Origin of the sequence: Xanthomonas albilineans (assembly GCF_009931595.1) — a bacterium.
In the GTDB taxonomy this organism is placed as follows: domain Bacteria; phylum Pseudomonadota; class Gammaproteobacteria; order Xanthomonadales; family Xanthomonadaceae; genus Xanthomonas_A; species Xanthomonas_A albilineans.
The window spans coordinates 1,075,550-1,089,943 of record NZ_CP046570.1 but is presented as its reverse complement, the minus strand read 5'-3'; the positions used below and the strand labels follow the sequence as shown (position 1 = coordinate 1,089,943).

At 63.1% G+C, this 14,394-nt stretch carries 12 protein-coding genes and 1 tRNA gene; all 13 read right to left on the bottom strand.

Features of this window, described 5'->3' with window-relative positions:
• Positions 1-37: 37 nt before the first annotated feature.
• A tRNA-Met gene (locus tag XaFJ1_RS04785) sits at positions 38-114 on the bottom strand.
• Positions 115-325: 211 nt separating this feature from the next.
• Positions 326-1,801 (bottom strand): NADH-quinone oxidoreductase subunit NuoN, encoded by a 1,476-nt coding sequence (gene nuoN, locus XaFJ1_RS04780; RefSeq protein ID WP_045757217.1) that lies wholly within the window; start codon positions 1,799-1,801, stop codon positions 326-328.
• A gap of 36 nt (positions 1,802-1,837) precedes the next feature.
• Positions 1,838-3,340 carry an NADH-quinone oxidoreductase subunit M gene (locus XaFJ1_RS04775; protein WP_012915536.1) on the bottom strand — a complete coding sequence of 501 codons (1,503 nt, stop codon included), beginning with the start codon at positions 3,338-3,340 and terminating at the stop codon, positions 1,838-1,840.
• 20 nt (positions 3,341-3,360) lie between these two features.
• The gene (nuoL, locus tag XaFJ1_RS04770; RefSeq protein ID WP_012915535.1) at positions 3,361-5,511 is read right to left on the bottom strand and encodes an NADH-quinone oxidoreductase subunit L; all 2,151 of its coding nucleotides are present in this window, start codon (positions 5,509-5,511) and stop codon (positions 3,361-3,363) included.
• Between the two features lie 7 nt (positions 5,512-5,518).
• Positions 5,519-5,824, bottom strand: a complete 306-nt coding sequence (gene nuoK, locus XaFJ1_RS04765) for an NADH-quinone oxidoreductase subunit NuoK (protein WP_012915534.1) — start codon at positions 5,822-5,824, stop codon at positions 5,519-5,521.
• On the bottom strand, positions 5,821-6,471 hold the full coding sequence (locus XaFJ1_RS04760) for an NADH-quinone oxidoreductase subunit J (RefSeq protein WP_012915533.1): 651 nt from the start codon (positions 6,469-6,471) through the stop codon (positions 5,821-5,823). The genes nuoK and XaFJ1_RS04760 overlap by 4 nt, the downstream gene beginning before the upstream one ends.
• Positions 6,472-6,480: 9 nt before the next feature.
• Positions 6,481-6,969, bottom strand: coding sequence for an NADH-quinone oxidoreductase subunit NuoI (gene nuoI, locus XaFJ1_RS04755; protein WP_012915532.1), 489 nt, complete (start codon positions 6,967-6,969; stop codon positions 6,481-6,483).
• A 3-nt stretch (positions 6,970-6,972) separates the two neighbouring features.
• Positions 6,973-8,064, bottom strand: coding sequence for an NADH-quinone oxidoreductase subunit NuoH (gene nuoH, locus XaFJ1_RS04750; protein ID WP_012915531.1), 1,092 nt, complete (start codon positions 8,062-8,064; stop codon positions 6,973-6,975).
• On the bottom strand, positions 8,061-10,310 hold the full coding sequence (gene nuoG, locus XaFJ1_RS04745) for an NADH-quinone oxidoreductase subunit NuoG (protein WP_012915530.1): 2,250 nt from the start codon (positions 10,308-10,310) through the stop codon (positions 8,061-8,063). Before nuoG ends, nuoH begins: the two co-directional genes overlap by 4 nt.
• The gene (gene nuoF, locus XaFJ1_RS04740) at positions 10,307-11,650 is read right to left on the bottom strand and encodes an NADH-quinone oxidoreductase subunit NuoF (RefSeq protein WP_012915529.1); all 1,344 of its coding nucleotides are present in this window, start codon (positions 11,648-11,650) and stop codon (positions 10,307-10,309) included. The genes nuoG and nuoF overlap by 4 nt, the downstream gene beginning before the upstream one ends.
• Before the next feature lie 5 nt (positions 11,651-11,655).
• Positions 11,656-12,183, bottom strand: coding sequence for an NADH-quinone oxidoreductase subunit NuoE (gene nuoE, locus XaFJ1_RS04735; protein ID WP_012915528.1), 528 nt, complete (start codon positions 12,181-12,183; stop codon positions 11,656-11,658).
• A gap of 157 nt (positions 12,184-12,340) precedes the next feature.
• Positions 12,341-13,648 carry an NADH-quinone oxidoreductase subunit D gene (locus XaFJ1_RS04730; RefSeq protein ID WP_012915527.1) on the bottom strand — a complete coding sequence of 436 codons (1,308 nt, stop codon included), beginning with the start codon at positions 13,646-13,648 and terminating at the stop codon, positions 12,341-12,343.
• Complete coding sequence (locus tag XaFJ1_RS04725) at positions 13,645-14,394, bottom strand: NADH-quinone oxidoreductase subunit C (RefSeq protein ID WP_045756763.1); 750 nt, start codon at positions 14,392-14,394, stop codon at positions 13,645-13,647. The genes XaFJ1_RS04730 and XaFJ1_RS04725 overlap by 4 nt, the downstream gene beginning before the upstream one ends.

Sequence of the window (14,394 nt, the reverse complement as noted above, 5' to 3'; positions counted from 1 at the left end):
AAACAACCGTTGTGCTGATTGTTGCAGAAAACAAATATGGTAGCGGGGGCAGGATTTGAACCTGCGACCTTCGGGTTATGAGCCCGACGAGCTGCCAGACTGCTCCACCCCGCAGCAGAAGCGGAATTATGAAGACTTAGCGACGCACTTGCAAGCCCTGATCGCATTTTGATGTGACCTAGATTCCAGCCGACCGCAGGGCACATACCAAACACCTGCGCTCGCAGGCGAAACAGCGCTCACATCGCCGTATGCGTAAAACGACAACGCCGCCTTTCGGCGGCGGCGTCGCGAAACGTTTTGAAAACCGGGAGCGGCTGCCCGCTCAAGTCAAATGCGCAAAGGCGCGCTGGCACCATGCCATCAACGGGCTCCACGCCATACCGAACGCCAACAAGCCCAGCGCATTGACGCCCAGCGCAACCCCCAGCACACGGTCGTCGTTGGCCGGCAACGGCGCGCCGACCGGCTCGTCGAAATACATCACCTTGATCACGCGCAGGTAGTAGAACGCGCCGATCACCGCGCACAGCACCGACAGCACGGCCAAGCCAGTCCACCACAGGGTTTGGTCGGGCACTGCGACCACCGCGCCCAGCACAGCCATTTTGGCCCAGAAACCCAGGAATGGCGGCACACCGGCCAACGAGACCATGATGCACAGCACCAGCAACGCCATCCACGGGTTACGCGCGTTCAAGCCCTTGAAATCGTCGATCTGCTCAGCCTCGAAGCCCTTGCGCGACATCGCGATGATCGCGCCGAACGCCGCAGTGGACATCACCGCATAACAAATCGCGTAGAACAGCGCCGCGGCATAACCACGCTCGCCACCACCGGCCACACCCAGCAGCAAGAAACCGATATGCGACACCGTGGAGTAGGCCAGCATGCGCTTGAGGTTGCTCTGCGCCACCGCCATCAAATTGCCGACCACCAGCGACAACGCCGCCAGGCCACCAATCACCCAGTGCCATTGCGTGGACAGCGGACCGACGCCCACTTCCAGCAAACGGTAAGCCATACCGAACGCCGCGACTTTCGAGGCGGAACTGATGAACAGCGCGACCGGCGCGGGCGCGCCTTGGTACACATCGGGCAACCACATGTGGAAGGGTGCGGCACCGAGCTTGAAGGCAATGCCGGCGATCAGGAACACCGTACCGGTGAGCAGCAAAGTGCGCTCGTGACCGCTGCCGATCACGTCATGGATGGCGCTCAAACTCAACGTGCCAGTCGCACCGTAGATCAGCGACATACCGTAGAGCAGCAGGCCGGAGGCCAGCGAACCGAGCACGATGTACTTCATCGCCGCTTCGGCGGCCATGCCGTTGTCGCGACTGGAGGCGACCAGCGCATAGGAACACAGCGCCAGCAACTCCAGTCCCAGGTAGACCATCAGCAGGCTACCGGCCGAGACCAGGATCATCATGCCGACCGTGGCGAACAGCACCAACACCGGGATCTCGCCCTGGTAAAGCTTGCGCTCGCGCAGGTAGCTCCAACCGTAGATCAAGGTCAGCGTACTGAGACCGACGATCACCGTCTTCATCACATCGGCAGCGGCATCGCGCACGAACATACCGTTGAATACCGTGCCCTGCCCGCCAACGCCGGCCAGCAACATGGCGAACACCGCAAGCAGAATCGCCACCGAGACGATGTGGGTCCAGGCCTTGTTACGCTCACTGATGAACAGATCGAGCATCAGCAGGGCGAAAGCACCGGCCGTCAACGCCAACTCAGGGAGCAAGGGCGGCAGGTCAACGGTAGTCAGGGGCAGCAGCGCAGGGGTGGTCATCATCAAGTCTCTGGAATCAATACGCTCGACAGCCGCTTACAACTTGCTGGTGGCAATCTGCGCCGCCAGCTTCGCGATCGAGGGCTCCATCAGGTCGGTCAACGGCTTCGGATACAGGCCAAGGGCGAGCACGCCGAGCGCAAACACGCCCAGCACCAGCGCCTCGCGGCCATTGATGTCCTTCAACTCGGCCACGTGTGCGTTGGCAACCTCGCCAAAGAACACGCGGCGATACAGCCACAGGGTGTAGGCAGCGGTGATCACCAGCGTGGTCGCAGCCCCAAAGGCCAGCAGCGGATGCGTCTGGAAGCTGGCCATGATCACCATGAACTCGCCGACGAAACCACTGGTGCCGGGCAGGCCCGCGTTGGCCATGAAGAACAGCATGGCGAAGGTGGCGAACCACGGCATCACGTTGACCACGCCGCCGTAGTCGGCGATGCGACGACTGTGCATGCGGTCGTACAGCACACCGACGCAGGAGAACATCGCGCCGGACACGAAACCGTGCGAGATCATCTGCACCATCGCGCCTTGCAAGCCCAACCGCGCGGCATCCACGCTCCCGAACCCGACCAGGGCGAAGGCGACGAACGCGCCCAGGGTGACGAAGCCCATGTGCGCAATCGACGAATACGCGATCAGCTTCTTCATGTCGTCCTGAACCAATGCGACCAAACCGACATAGACCACCGCGATCAACGACAGCGCGATCACCAGCCACGCCCACTCGTTGCTGGCGTCGGGCAGGATCGGCAGATTGAAGCGTAGGAACCCGTAACCGCCGATCTTCAGCGCGATCGCCGCCAGGATCACCGAACCGGCGGTCGGCGCCTCGACGTGCGCGTCCGGCAACCAGGTGTGCACCGGGAACATCGGCACCTTCACCGCGAAGGCGATCAGGAAGGCAAAGAACAGCCAAGTCTGCTCCTTGGCCGTCAGTGACAGATGATACAGGTCGGCGAGCTGGAAGCTGCCGCCCTTCAGGTACAGGTAGATCAACCCGACCAGCATCAGCACAGAGCCGAGGAAGGTGTAGAGGAAGAACTTGACCGCCGCATAGATGCGACGCGGGCCGCCCCAGATGCCGATGATCAGGAACATCGGGATCAGCATCGCCTCGAAGAACACGTAGAACAGCATCGCATCGGTGGCGGAGAAGATACCGACGGTGACGCCTTCCAGGATCAGGAATGCGGCCACGTACTGGTTGACCCGCTTGTCGATCGAAGTCCAGGCACCGATCAGCGCCAGCACCGTCACCAGCGTGGTCAGCACGATCAAGGCCACCGCGATGCCGTCGGCGCCGAGGTTGTAGCCGATGTTGTAGGCCGGGATCCAGGCGTGGGTCTCGACGAACTGCAACGCATCGCTGGCGTAATCAAAGCCGGTGAGCAGCGGAACGCTGAGCGCGAAGGTCAGCAACGCCACCAGCAGCGACGCCCAACGCGCCGCGTGCGCATCACGCAAGGCGAGGATCAGCGCGCCGCCGACGATCGGCAGCCAGATCAAGAGAGAGAGTAGAGGCCAGTTCGACACGTGATCTTTTTCCGTACAGGTCAACGCCAGAAATGCATCAGCACGCCCAACAGGGCAATGAGACCGATGATCATCGCGAAGGCATAGTGATAGAGGAACCCGGACTGCGTGCGGCGCAGCAGATTGGCCGCCAGGTCGACCACGCGGGCGGCGCCGTTGACCATGACGCCGTCCACGACATGGGTATCGACCGCGCGCGACAGCTTGCCCAGGCGCAGGCCGCCACCGGCGAAACCGCCGATCCAGAGCTTGTCGAAGCCGTATTTGTTCTCAAGGATCCGCACCGGCAACGCAAAGCTCTTGCGCGCCTTTGCCGCCAGCTCGGGCTTCCACAGGTACAGGCCCCAAGCCAGGAAGAAACCGGCCACGGTCAACCAGAACGGAGGCTGGGCCAGCCCCGCCAATGCGGACGCGACCGGCCCATGAAACTCCTCGGCCAGCGCGCCGATGGTGTCGCGCGCCGGATCATAAAAATCGACAATGCCGGTGAAAAAGCTGACCGTCTGGCCCTGGATCGCCTCCACGGCCGGATGCCCCGCCCAGTCGGTGCCGTACAACATGGGGCCGATGGTGAAGAAACCGATCGCGATCGACGGGATCGCCAGCAATACCAGCGGCAGCGTCACCACCCACGGCGACTCGTGCGGCTCATGTGCGCCGTGATGACCATGCCCATGATCGTCGTGCGCATCGTGTGCATGTGCATCATGCGCGCTGCCGTGATGCGCGTGATCGTCGTGTGCCGCATGCGCGTCGCGGAAACGCTCCTGGCCGTGGAAGGTCAGGAATAGCAGGCGGAAGCTGTAGAAGCTGGTGATCAACACGCCACCGAGCACGGCCCAGTAACCGTAGCTGGCGATGCTCCAGAACGCAGCGCCCTCGGCATGATGCTTGGCAGCTTCTATGATCGTGTCCTTGGAGTAAAAACCGGCGAAGAACGGCGTGCCGACCAGGGCCAGGGTGCCGATCACGCTGGTCCAGTAGGTGATCGGCATGTATTTGCGCAGGCCGCCCATTTTGCGCATGTCCTGTTCGTGGTGCATACCGATAATCACCGAGCCGGCAGCCAGGAACAGCAGGGCCTTGAAGAAGGCATGGGTCATCAGGTGGAACACCGCCGCCGAATACGCCGACACACCCAGCGCCACGGTCATGTAACCCAGTTGCGACAGCGTCGAATAAGCGACCACGCGCTTGATGTCGTTCTGCACGATACCGATCAGACCGGTGAAGAACGCCGTGGTGGCGCCGATGCACAACACGAAGTTCAACGCGGTCTGCGACAATTCGAACAGCGGCGACATCCGCGCCACCATGAAGATGCCGGCGGTCACCATGGTCGCGGCGTGGATCAGCGCCGAGATCGGCGTCGGGCCTTCCATCGAGTCGGGCAGCCACACGTGCAATGGCACCTGCGCCGACTTGCCCATCGCGCCGATGAACAGGCAGATGCAAATGATGGTGGCCACGTTCCATGGGTGGCCCTGCAACAGTTGCACATTGGCCATGCCACCAGCAGCATCGCTGCCGAGCACGGCGGTGGCATTGGCGAACACGGTGGCGTAGTCCAGCGTACCGAACCACAGCAGCACGCCGGCAATGCCGAGGATGAAGCCGAAGTCGCCGACGCGGTTGACCAGGAACGCCTTCATATTGGCGAACACCGCGGTCGGGCGCTTGAACCAGAAGCCGATCAACAGATACGAGACCAGACCCACCGCTTCCCAGCCGAAGAACAGCTGCAGGAAGTTGTTGCTCATCACCAGGCTCAACATCGAGAAGGTGAACAACGAGATGTAGCTGAAGAAACGCTGGTAACCCGGATCGTCGGCCATGTAGCCGATGGTGTAGACGTGCACCAGCAACGACACAAAGGTCACCACTACCATCATCATCGCGGTCAGGCGGTCGACCATGAAGCCGACATGCGCCGAATAGTGGCCCACCTCGAAGAAGGTGTAGAGGTTCTGATTGAACGGCGCGGCGCCCTGCCCGACCAGCTGATACAACGTCCAGCACGACAGCGCGCAGCTGATCGCCACGCCGAGGATGGTCGCAACCTGGGCACCCTTGCGGCCGACCTGACGGCCGAACAGGCCGGCGACGATGCTGCCCACGAGCGGTGCGAGCACCACTGCGATCAACAGACTCTTGGAGAGAGTGATATCCATCTGCGGGTCAGCCCTTCAGCGAATCGACTTCGGCCACGTTGATCGTGTGGCGGGTACGGAACAGCGTCACCAGGATCGCGAGGCCGATGGCGGCTTCGGCCGCGGCCACGGTCAAGATGAAGAACACGAACAACTGGCCGGCGGCGTCGCCGAGTTCGCGCGAAAACGCGACGAAATTTATATTGACCGACAACAGCATCAATTCGATCGACATCAGCAGCACGATGACGTTCTTGCGATTGAGGAAGATGCCGGCCAGGCTGATGCAGAACAACACCGCGCCAAGCGCCAGCAGATGGCCTAGGGAGATCATGGCTGGCCCTCCTGCGATGCCGGTGCCGGGGTGTGGAGCGTGGGCTTCTCCGCGTCCATCTTGACCATGCGCAGACGATCGCCGGCCTTGACGCGGGATTGCTCGCCCGGGTTCTGGGTCTTGATACCAGTGCGCTTGCGCAGGGTCAGCATCACCGCCGCGACCACCGCCACGGTCAGGATGATGGCCGCGAACTCGAACGGCAGCAGGAACTGGGTGAACAATGTCTTGGCCAGCCAAGCGATGTTCGAGGTATCAGCCGCCTGCGCCGCGGCGTTATCGGCCGGGAACGGCGCCACAGTGCGCGCCTTGACCCCGATCAGGGTGACCATCTGCACCAGCATCGCCAACGCCACCGCCAACCCGACCGGCAGGTAGCGCACCCACCCCTCGCGCAGGCGGACGCTATCGATGTCGAGCATCATCACCACGAACAGGAACAGCACCATCACCGCGCCGACATAGACCAGCACCAGGGTCACGCCGAGGAACTCGGCGCCCACCAGCAGCCACACGCAGGCGATGGAGAAGAAGGTCAGGATCAGACACAACACTGCGTACACGGGGTTGCGCACGCTGATCACCGCGCCGGCGGCAACCGCGGCGATGGTGGCGAAGATCCAGAAAGCGATATTGACCCAATCCATGTCGGAACCTCAGCGGAAGGGAGCGTCGGCGGCGCGGCGCTCGGCGATCTCGGCCTCAAGCCGGTCTCCGATCGCCAGCAACTGCGGCTTGGTGACGATGTTCTCGCCGCGCTTTTCGAAGTGGTATTCCAGCACCTGGGTTTCCACGATCGAATCCACCGGGCAGCTTTCCTCGCAGAAACCGCAGTAGATGCACTTGAACAGATCGATATCGTAGCGAGTGGTGCGGCGGGTGCCGTCCTCGCGCTTGGTCGAGTCGATGGTGATCGCCAGCGCCGGACACACCGCTTCACACAGCTTGCAGGCGATACAGCGCTCCTCGCCGTTGGGATAGCGACGCAGCGCGTGCAGGCCGCGGAAGCGCGGCGATTGCGGGAACTTTTCCATCGGGTACAGCACGGTGTACTTGGGACGGAACGTGTACTTCAAGGTCAGCCACAGGCCGCCGAGCAATTCGAGCAATAGCAGGCTCTTGAAGTAATGGGTGATTTTATTCATCGCTTACACGCCCTTGTGGATCACGCCGTAGAACACCATCAATGCCGTCACCGCGATCCACACGATCGTCAGCGGGATGAACACCTTCCAACCCAAGCGCATGATCTGGTCGTAGCGGTAACGCGGGAAGCTGGCGCGGAACCAAATGTAAGCGCTGGCGAAGAACAGGACCTTGCCCAACAGCCAAGGCCAACCGCCCTTCCAGATCCAGTCGATCCACGGCGAAATGTCGGCCTGCACCCAACCCTGGATCGGGCTCAACCAGCCGCCCAGGAAGAAGATCGAGACCAGGAAGCTGACCAGGATCATGTTGGCGTATTCGGCCAGGAAGAACAGCGCGAACGCACCACCGGAGTATTCGACCATGTGGCCGGCGACGATTTCCGATTCGCCTTCGACCACGTCGAACGGCGCGCGGTTGGTCTCGGCCACGCCGGACACCCAGTACACGATGAACAGCGGGAACAGCGGGATCAGGAACCAGTCGAAGAAGCCAGAATTGCCAACCTGGGCCTGCACGATCGTGCTGAGATTCAAGCTGCCGGCTGCGATCATCACCCCGACCAGGGCAAAACCCATCGCGATCTCGTAGCTGACCACCTGCGCCGCCGAGCGCATCGCGCCGAGGAACGCGTACTTGGAATTGGACGCCCAGCCAGCCAGGATGATGCCGTACACGCCCAGCGAGGTCATCGCCAGCAGATACAGCAAGCCGGCATTGGCGTTGGACAAGACCAGCTTGGCGTCGAACGGCACCACCGCCCAGGCCGCGAACGCCGGGGCCAGGGTGATCAGCGGCGCAATCACGAACATCGCCTTGTGCGAACTGCTGGGCTGGATGATTTCCTTGAACAGCAGTTTGAACACATCGGCAAAGGCCTGGAAGATGCCCATGCCCACGTACATCGGACCGTGGCGCACGTGCATCCAACCGATCAGCTTGCGCTCCCAGACCACGTAGAACGCCACCGCCGTGATCACCGGCACGGCGATCACCAGGATCTTCAACACGATCCACAGCACCACGCCGAGGGCGCCCAGGCCGAGGAACCACTGATGCAGCGGATCGACCACGTTCAACAGCATCTCGTTCATGCAGCCACCACCGTCACCCGACCGGCACCCAGCGGCGCGGTCGCGCCATGCCCCGTTTCGATCCAGGCCGCGCCTGACGCGACCCGCTTATCCGTTTCCAGCGGCAACGTGGCGCTGCCCGCGGCAGTCCCGACCTTGACCATCTGCCCCGGGTTCAGACCCAGTCGCGCCGCGTCCTGCGGATGCAGGGTCACGCTGGGCGCACGATTGAGCGGGTGCTGCTGCAACGCCTGCGCGCGACGCACCACCGCGTCGGTACGGTAGATCGCCGGACTTGCGGCCAGTTCCAGGCCATCGTCCTGCCGTACCGGCTGCGCCGAGGTCGTCACGGCGACCTCGCGCGGCTGCAAGCTGTCGCGCAACCCAGCCAGATCGATGAATTCAAAACCAGGCAGCCCCAACTCGCCACCGAGCGCACGCAGCACACGCCAACCTTCGCGGGCCTCGCCCGGCAAGGTGCCACCGGCACGGGTGCGCTGGTCGTTACCATCGAGGTTGGTCAGCGTCGCTTCGATTTCCGGCAACGCGCCGATTGGCAAGATCACATCGGCCACATCGCGGGTGGAGGCGCAGGCGAAGTGGCTGAAGGCGACCACCTTGGCGCCTGCCAGCGCGCGACGCGCCGCCGCCGCGTCGGCGAAGTCCAATCCCGGCTCCAGGCCGTACAGCACATACGCGCTGCGCGGCTGGTCGAGCATCGCCGCGACGTTGCGGCCACGCGGCAGCACACCATAACGGGCCAGGCCGAGCGCGTTGGCACCCTGCGGAATGCGGCACAGCGCGGCACCGGTGGCAGCGGCGAAATCGCGCGCGGCGGCACGCAACGCGGCGGCCTGCGGATGGTTCTCGACCAATGCACCGACGATCAGCACCGCGCGTGCGGCGCCCTGCACCGCCTGACGCAGCGCGCCATCGGCCAGCGCCTCGGCAAAGCGCGACGGCGCCACGATCTGGCGACCCGCCAGATCGAAGGCGAACTCGAAGTCGACCGGATTGATCGCATACACCTTGGTCTGGCGCTGCATCTGCGCCTTGCGGATGCGCGCGTGCAGCAGCGGCAGTTCATGGCGCACATTGCTGCCCAGGATCACCACTACATCAGCCTGTTCGATCTGCGCCAGCGGCAGCGCGAACGGTTCAGCGAGCGCGGCATCGGAAAAATCGCGGTTATACACCCGGTGATCGAGATTGCCGCTGTCCAGGCCATCGGCCAGACGCGCTAGCAGCGCGCCTTCTTCGTTGGAGGTGGACGGATGCGCCAACACGCCCAGCGCATCGCCACGGTTGGCCTTGAGGATGTCGCCAGCGGCGGCAAGTCCTTCGGACCACGACACTTCGCGCCACTGTCCATCGACCTTGCGCAACGGCCGCAGTGCGCGATCCTCGGCGTACAGGCCCTGGTGCGAATAGCGGTCGCGGTCGGACAGCCAGCACTCGTTGACCACTTCATTGTCGCGCGGCACGGTGCGCAGCACTTCGCCACGACGCACGTGCAAGAACAGGTTCGAGCCCATCGCGTCGTGGTAACCCAGCGACTCACGCGCGGTGAGTTCCCATGGGCGGGCGCGGAACTGGAACACCTTGTTGGTCAGCGCGCCGACCGGACACACATCGATGACATTACCGGACAACTCGGTGGTCAGCGGCTTGCCATCGTAGGTGCCGATCTGCAGGTTCTCGCCGCGGTACATGCCGCCCAGCTCGTAGGTGCCGGCGATGTCCGCGGTGAAACGCACGCAGCGGGTGCACTGAATGCAGCGGGTCATCTCGGTGGCGACCAACGGACCGATGTCCTCGTCCGCCACCACGCGCTTGCGCTCGTTGAAGCGGCTGACCGAACGACCATAGCCCAGCGACACGTCCTGTAGTTCGCACTCGCCGCCCTGATCGCAGATCGGGCAGTCCAACGGATGGTTGATCAGCAGAAATTCCATGACACTGCGCTGGTACTTGAGCGCCTTGTCGCTGCGGGTCTGCACCTTCATGCCGTCCATCACCGGCGTGGCGCAGGCCGGCGATGGCTTGGGCGACTTCTCCACGTCGACCAGGCACATGCGACAGTTGGCCGCGATCGGCAACTTCTCGTGGTAGCAGAAGCGCGGAATCGGGATACCGGCCTTGTCGGCGGCCTGGATGATCATCGCGCCTTTCGGCACGACCAAGGACTGGCCGTCGATCTCGACGGTGACGTGTCCCTCAGGCACCACCGCGGGAGTTGCGCCGGGATTGCTGGGTTGTGCGCTCATGCGGCGGCTGCCTCCACCTTTTTGCCATCGACCATCGAATGACCGTTGACGATGTAGTACTCGAATTCGTCCCAGAACTGGCGCAGGAAGCCTTGAATCGGCCAGGCCGCCGCTTCGCCGAAGGCGCAGATGGTGTGGCCTTCGATCTGACCGGCGACGGTGCGCAGTTGATGCAGGTCTTCCATGGTCGCCTTGCCGGCGACGATGCGCTCCAGCACACGGTGCATCCAGCCGGTGCCTTCGCGGCACGGAGTGCACTGACCGCAGGATTCCTTGTGGAAGAACTGCGAGATGCGGCAGGCGAACTTCACGCAGCACACGCTGTCGTCCAGCACCACGATCGCGCCAGAGCCCAGGCCTGTGCCCAGCGCGCGCAGGGTGTCGTAATCCATCTGCAGGCCCTTGAGTTCCTCGGCCTTGAGCACCGGCATCGACACACCGCCCGGGATCGCCCCCTTGAGGGTGCGGCCCGGCTTCAACCCGCCAGCCATCTCCAGCAATTCGTCGAAGGTGGTGCCCAACGGCACCTCGAAATTGCCGCCCTTCTGCACGCAGCCGGAGACCGAGAAGATCTTCGGCCCGCCGTTCTTGGTCTTGCTCAGCCCCAGGAACCATTCCGGGCCATTGCGGATGATCGCCGGCACCGAGGCGTAGGTCTCGGTGTTGTTGATCGTCGAGGGCTTGCCGTACAGACCGAAGTTGGCCGGGAACGGCGGCTTGTAGCGCGGTTGGCCCTTCTTGCCTTCCAGCGACTCCATCAGCGCGGTTTCTTCGCCGCAGATGTAAGCGCCGGCGCCCAGCGCACCGTAGATGTCGATATCCACGCCGCTACCAAGGATGTTTTTGCCCAGCCAGCCGTTGGCGTAGGCATCGGCTAGCGCCTGCTCGAAGTGCTCGAACGGCTCGTGGTGGAACTCGCCGCGCAAGTAGTTGTAGCCCACGGTCGAGCCGGTGGCGTAGCAGGCGATGGCCATGCCCTCCACCACCGAATGCGGGTTGTAGCGCAGGATGTCGCGGTCCTTGCAGGTGCCTGGCTCGGACTCGTCCGAATTACACAAAATGTACTTCTGCGGCGCGTTCTTGGGCATGAACGACCATTTCAGCCCGGTCGGAAAGCCGGCACCGCCACGGCCACGCAGGTTCGACTGCTTGACCATCTCGATCACCTGCTCCGGCGGGATCTTCTCGTCGAGGATCTTGCGCAGCGCGGCGTAGCCACCGGTTTTCAGATAGCTCTCGTACGACCACGGGGTGTCGTAGTGCAACGTGGTGTAGACCACTTGGTGCGGCAGTGGAGCAGGGCCGACCGGACCTGTGGGGGCGTGGGGATGCTGTGCCATGACCGTTACTCCAACCCATCCAGCAATGCGTCGACCTTATCCTTGGTCAAATGCTCATGGTAATGGCCGTTGATGACCATCATCGGCGCGCCGGCACAACCGGCCAGACATTCTTCCTCGCGCTTGAGGTAGACGCGGCCATCGGCGGTGGACTGACCCAGCTTGCAACCGAGTTTCTTCTCTGCATGGGCGACCAGATCTTCGGCACCGTTGAGCCAGCAACTGATGTTGGTGCAGAACGCGACGTTGTGACGACCAACCTTCTCGGTTTCGAACATCGAGTAGAAGCTGGCGACCTCGTAGGCCCACACCGGCGGCAATTCCAGATACTTGGCCACACCGACGATCAACTCGTCGGTCAACCACCCCTGATTCTGCTCCTGCGCGGCATGCAACCCTTGCAGCACGGCCGAACGCTTGCGCTCCGGCGGGAACTTGCTCAACCAGTGATCGATGTGCGCGCGCGTCTTATCGCTCAGCACCACCATCGGATCGACGTCGCGCGCCGTTTCGAAATTACCTGTCGCTTTCATGCCAAAACCTCCGGGACTCGGAACCCGGGACCCGGGACCCGTGAAAGTCCTCTCCCGCTCACCGCTGCCGCATCAAAATTTCCAGTTCTACTTGCCGGTACGGCCGCCACAGACCCGCTCTTGGCGGGCCGCGGACCCAGGGCTCCGAGTCGCGGCCTCATCGATCCACCTCGCCGAACACCAGGTCGTAGGTGCCGATCATCGCCACCACGTCGGCCAGCATGTGACCACGCACGATCGCATCCATCGACGACAGATGGACAAAACCCGGCGCGCGCAAATGCACGCGGAACGGCTTGTTGGCGCCGTCGGACATCAGGTAACAGCCGAACTCGCCCTTCGGCGCTTCGACCGCACAATAGGTCTCGCCGGCTGGCACGCAGTAGCCTTCGCTGAACAATTTGAAGTGATGGATCAACGCTTCCATGTCGTCCTTCATGTCGGCGCGCTTGGGCGGCGCCACCTTGAAGTTCTCGACCATCACCGGCCCGGGATTGGCTTTGAGCCACTGCACGCACTGCTTGATGATGCGGTTGGACTCGCGCATCTCCGCGACGCGGACAAGATAACGGTCGTAGCAATCACCGTTGCTACCGACCGGAATGTCGAACTGGACGCTGCCGTACTTGGCGTAAGGCTGTTTTTTGCGCAGATCCCAGGCGATGCCCGACCCACGCAGCATGACACCGGTCATGCCCCAGGCATAGGCCTGCTCCGGCGTAACCACGCCAATGCCGACGGTGCGCTGCTTCCAGATACGGTTGTCGGTGAGCAAGGTCTCGTACTCGTCGACCCGGCCCGGGAAGGTGTTGGTGAAGTCTTCCAGGAAGTCCAGCAACGAACCTTCGCGCGCGGCATTGAGCCGCTTCAGCGCATTGCCCTTGTGCCAGCGCGATTCCTGATACTTGGGCATGCGGTCCGGTAGATCACGGTAGACGCCACCGGGACGGTAGTAAGTCGCGTGCATGCGCGCGCCGGATACCGCCTCGTAGGCGTCCATCAGCTCTTCGCGCTCGCGGAACGCGTATAGCATCACCGCCATCGCGCCCAGATCCAGGCCATTGGAGCCGACCCACATCAGGTGATTCAGAATGCGGGTGATTTCGTCGAACATGGTGCGGATGTACTGCGCACGCTCCGGCGCCTCGATGCCCATCAGGGTCTCGATCGCGCGCACGTAGGCGTGCTCGTTGCACATCATCGACACGTAGTCGAGGCGATCCATGTAACCGATCGACTGGTTGAACGGCTTGGACTCGGCCAGCTTCTCGGTGCCGCGATGCAACAGGCCGATATGCGGATCGGCACGGACCACGGTCTCTCCGTCCATTTCCAGGATCAGGCGCAGCACGCCGTGCGCGGCCGGATGCTGCGGGCCGAAATTCATCGTGTAGTTGCGGATCTCCTGCCTAGCTTCGGCAGGATTGCTGGCGAACCCGTCGTGCGCCTGCTGGTACTCGCTCACTTGGCGGACTCCTTCTGTGCTTCGCCCGCCGCGGTCTGGTAGCGCGCATCGTCGCGGATCACCCGCGGCACGCCCACGCGCGGCTCGACCGAGGTCACCGGCTCGTAGATCACGCGCTGCTTCGCTTCGTCGTAGCGCACTTCGACATTGCCGATCAACGGGAAGTCCTTGCGGAACGGATGGCCGACGAAGCCGTAGTCGGTGAGAATACGCCGCAAGTCGGGATGGCCGGCGAAGACCACGCCGAACAAGTCAAACGCCTCGCGCTCGAACCAGTTGGCGCCGGGCCAGATATCGGTGACCGAGGCCACCACCGGCAAATCCTCGTTGGGCGCATAGCAGCGCACCCGCAGACGCTGGTTATGGCGGTAGGACATCAGTTGCGCCAGCACCGCGTAGCGCTGCTGCGGCACCGGCAACGGCTGAGCGCCGCCATCGGCCTCGCCGCTGGGGAACTCGCCCCAGGCGAAACGACCCACGGCCTTGCCTTCGACCCCGCGACTGAAGCCATGCGAGGACACGTCCGAGGTATCCCACTCGTCGCTGCCGTACCCCAGATAGTCGACGCCGCACAAGTCGGTCAATTGTTCGAAACCGAACTCGTCGCGCAGCACCAGACAGGTGGCGTGCCAGGCATCGGCCGCCACTTCCAGGGTGACTTCGCCGCGCGGAAAGGCCACAAACACCCGGCTGCCCGGGAAACGGGCACCGAGTCGGTCGCTAAAGGAAGATGCTTGCTCTGCCAT

What these genes read in the sequence shown, in the direction of transcription:
- nuoN (WP_045757217.1), bottom strand. Translation starts at nt 1,801, where the DNA reads ATGACCACCCCTGCGCTGCTGCCCCTGACTACCGTTGACCTGCCGCCC.
- XaFJ1_RS04760 (WP_012915533.1), bottom strand. Translation starts at nt 6,471, where the DNA reads ATGGATTGGGTCAATATCGCTTTCTGGATCTTCGCCACCATCGCCGCG.
- nuoL (WP_012915535.1), bottom strand. Translation starts at nt 5,511, where the DNA reads ATGGATATCACTCTCTCCAAGAGTCTGTTGATCGCAGTGGTGCTCGCA.
- XaFJ1_RS04725 (WP_045756763.1), bottom strand. Translation starts at nt 14,394, where the DNA reads ATGGCAGAGCAAGCATCTTCCTTTAGCGACCGACTCGGTGCCCGTTTC.
- nuoK (WP_012915534.1), bottom strand. Translation starts at nt 5,824, where the DNA reads ATGATCTCCCTAGGCCATCTGCTGGCGCTTGGCGCGGTGTTGTTCTGC.
- nuoF (WP_012915529.1), bottom strand. Translation starts at nt 11,650, where the DNA reads ATGGCACAGCATCCCCACGCCCCCACAGGTCCGGTCGGCCCTGCTCCA.
- nuoE (WP_012915528.1), bottom strand. Translation starts at nt 12,183, where the DNA reads ATGAAAGCGACAGGTAATTTCGAAACGGCGCGCGACGTCGATCCGATG.
- nuoH (WP_012915531.1), bottom strand. Translation starts at nt 8,064, where the DNA reads ATGAACGAGATGCTGTTGAACGTGGTCGATCCGCTGCATCAGTGGTTC.
- nuoI (WP_012915532.1), bottom strand. Translation starts at nt 6,969, where the DNA reads ATGAATAAAATCACCCATTACTTCAAGAGCCTGCTATTGCTCGAATTG.
- nuoG (WP_012915530.1), bottom strand. Translation starts at nt 10,310, where the DNA reads ATGAGCGCACAACCCAGCAATCCCGGCGCAACTCCCGCGGTGGTGCCT.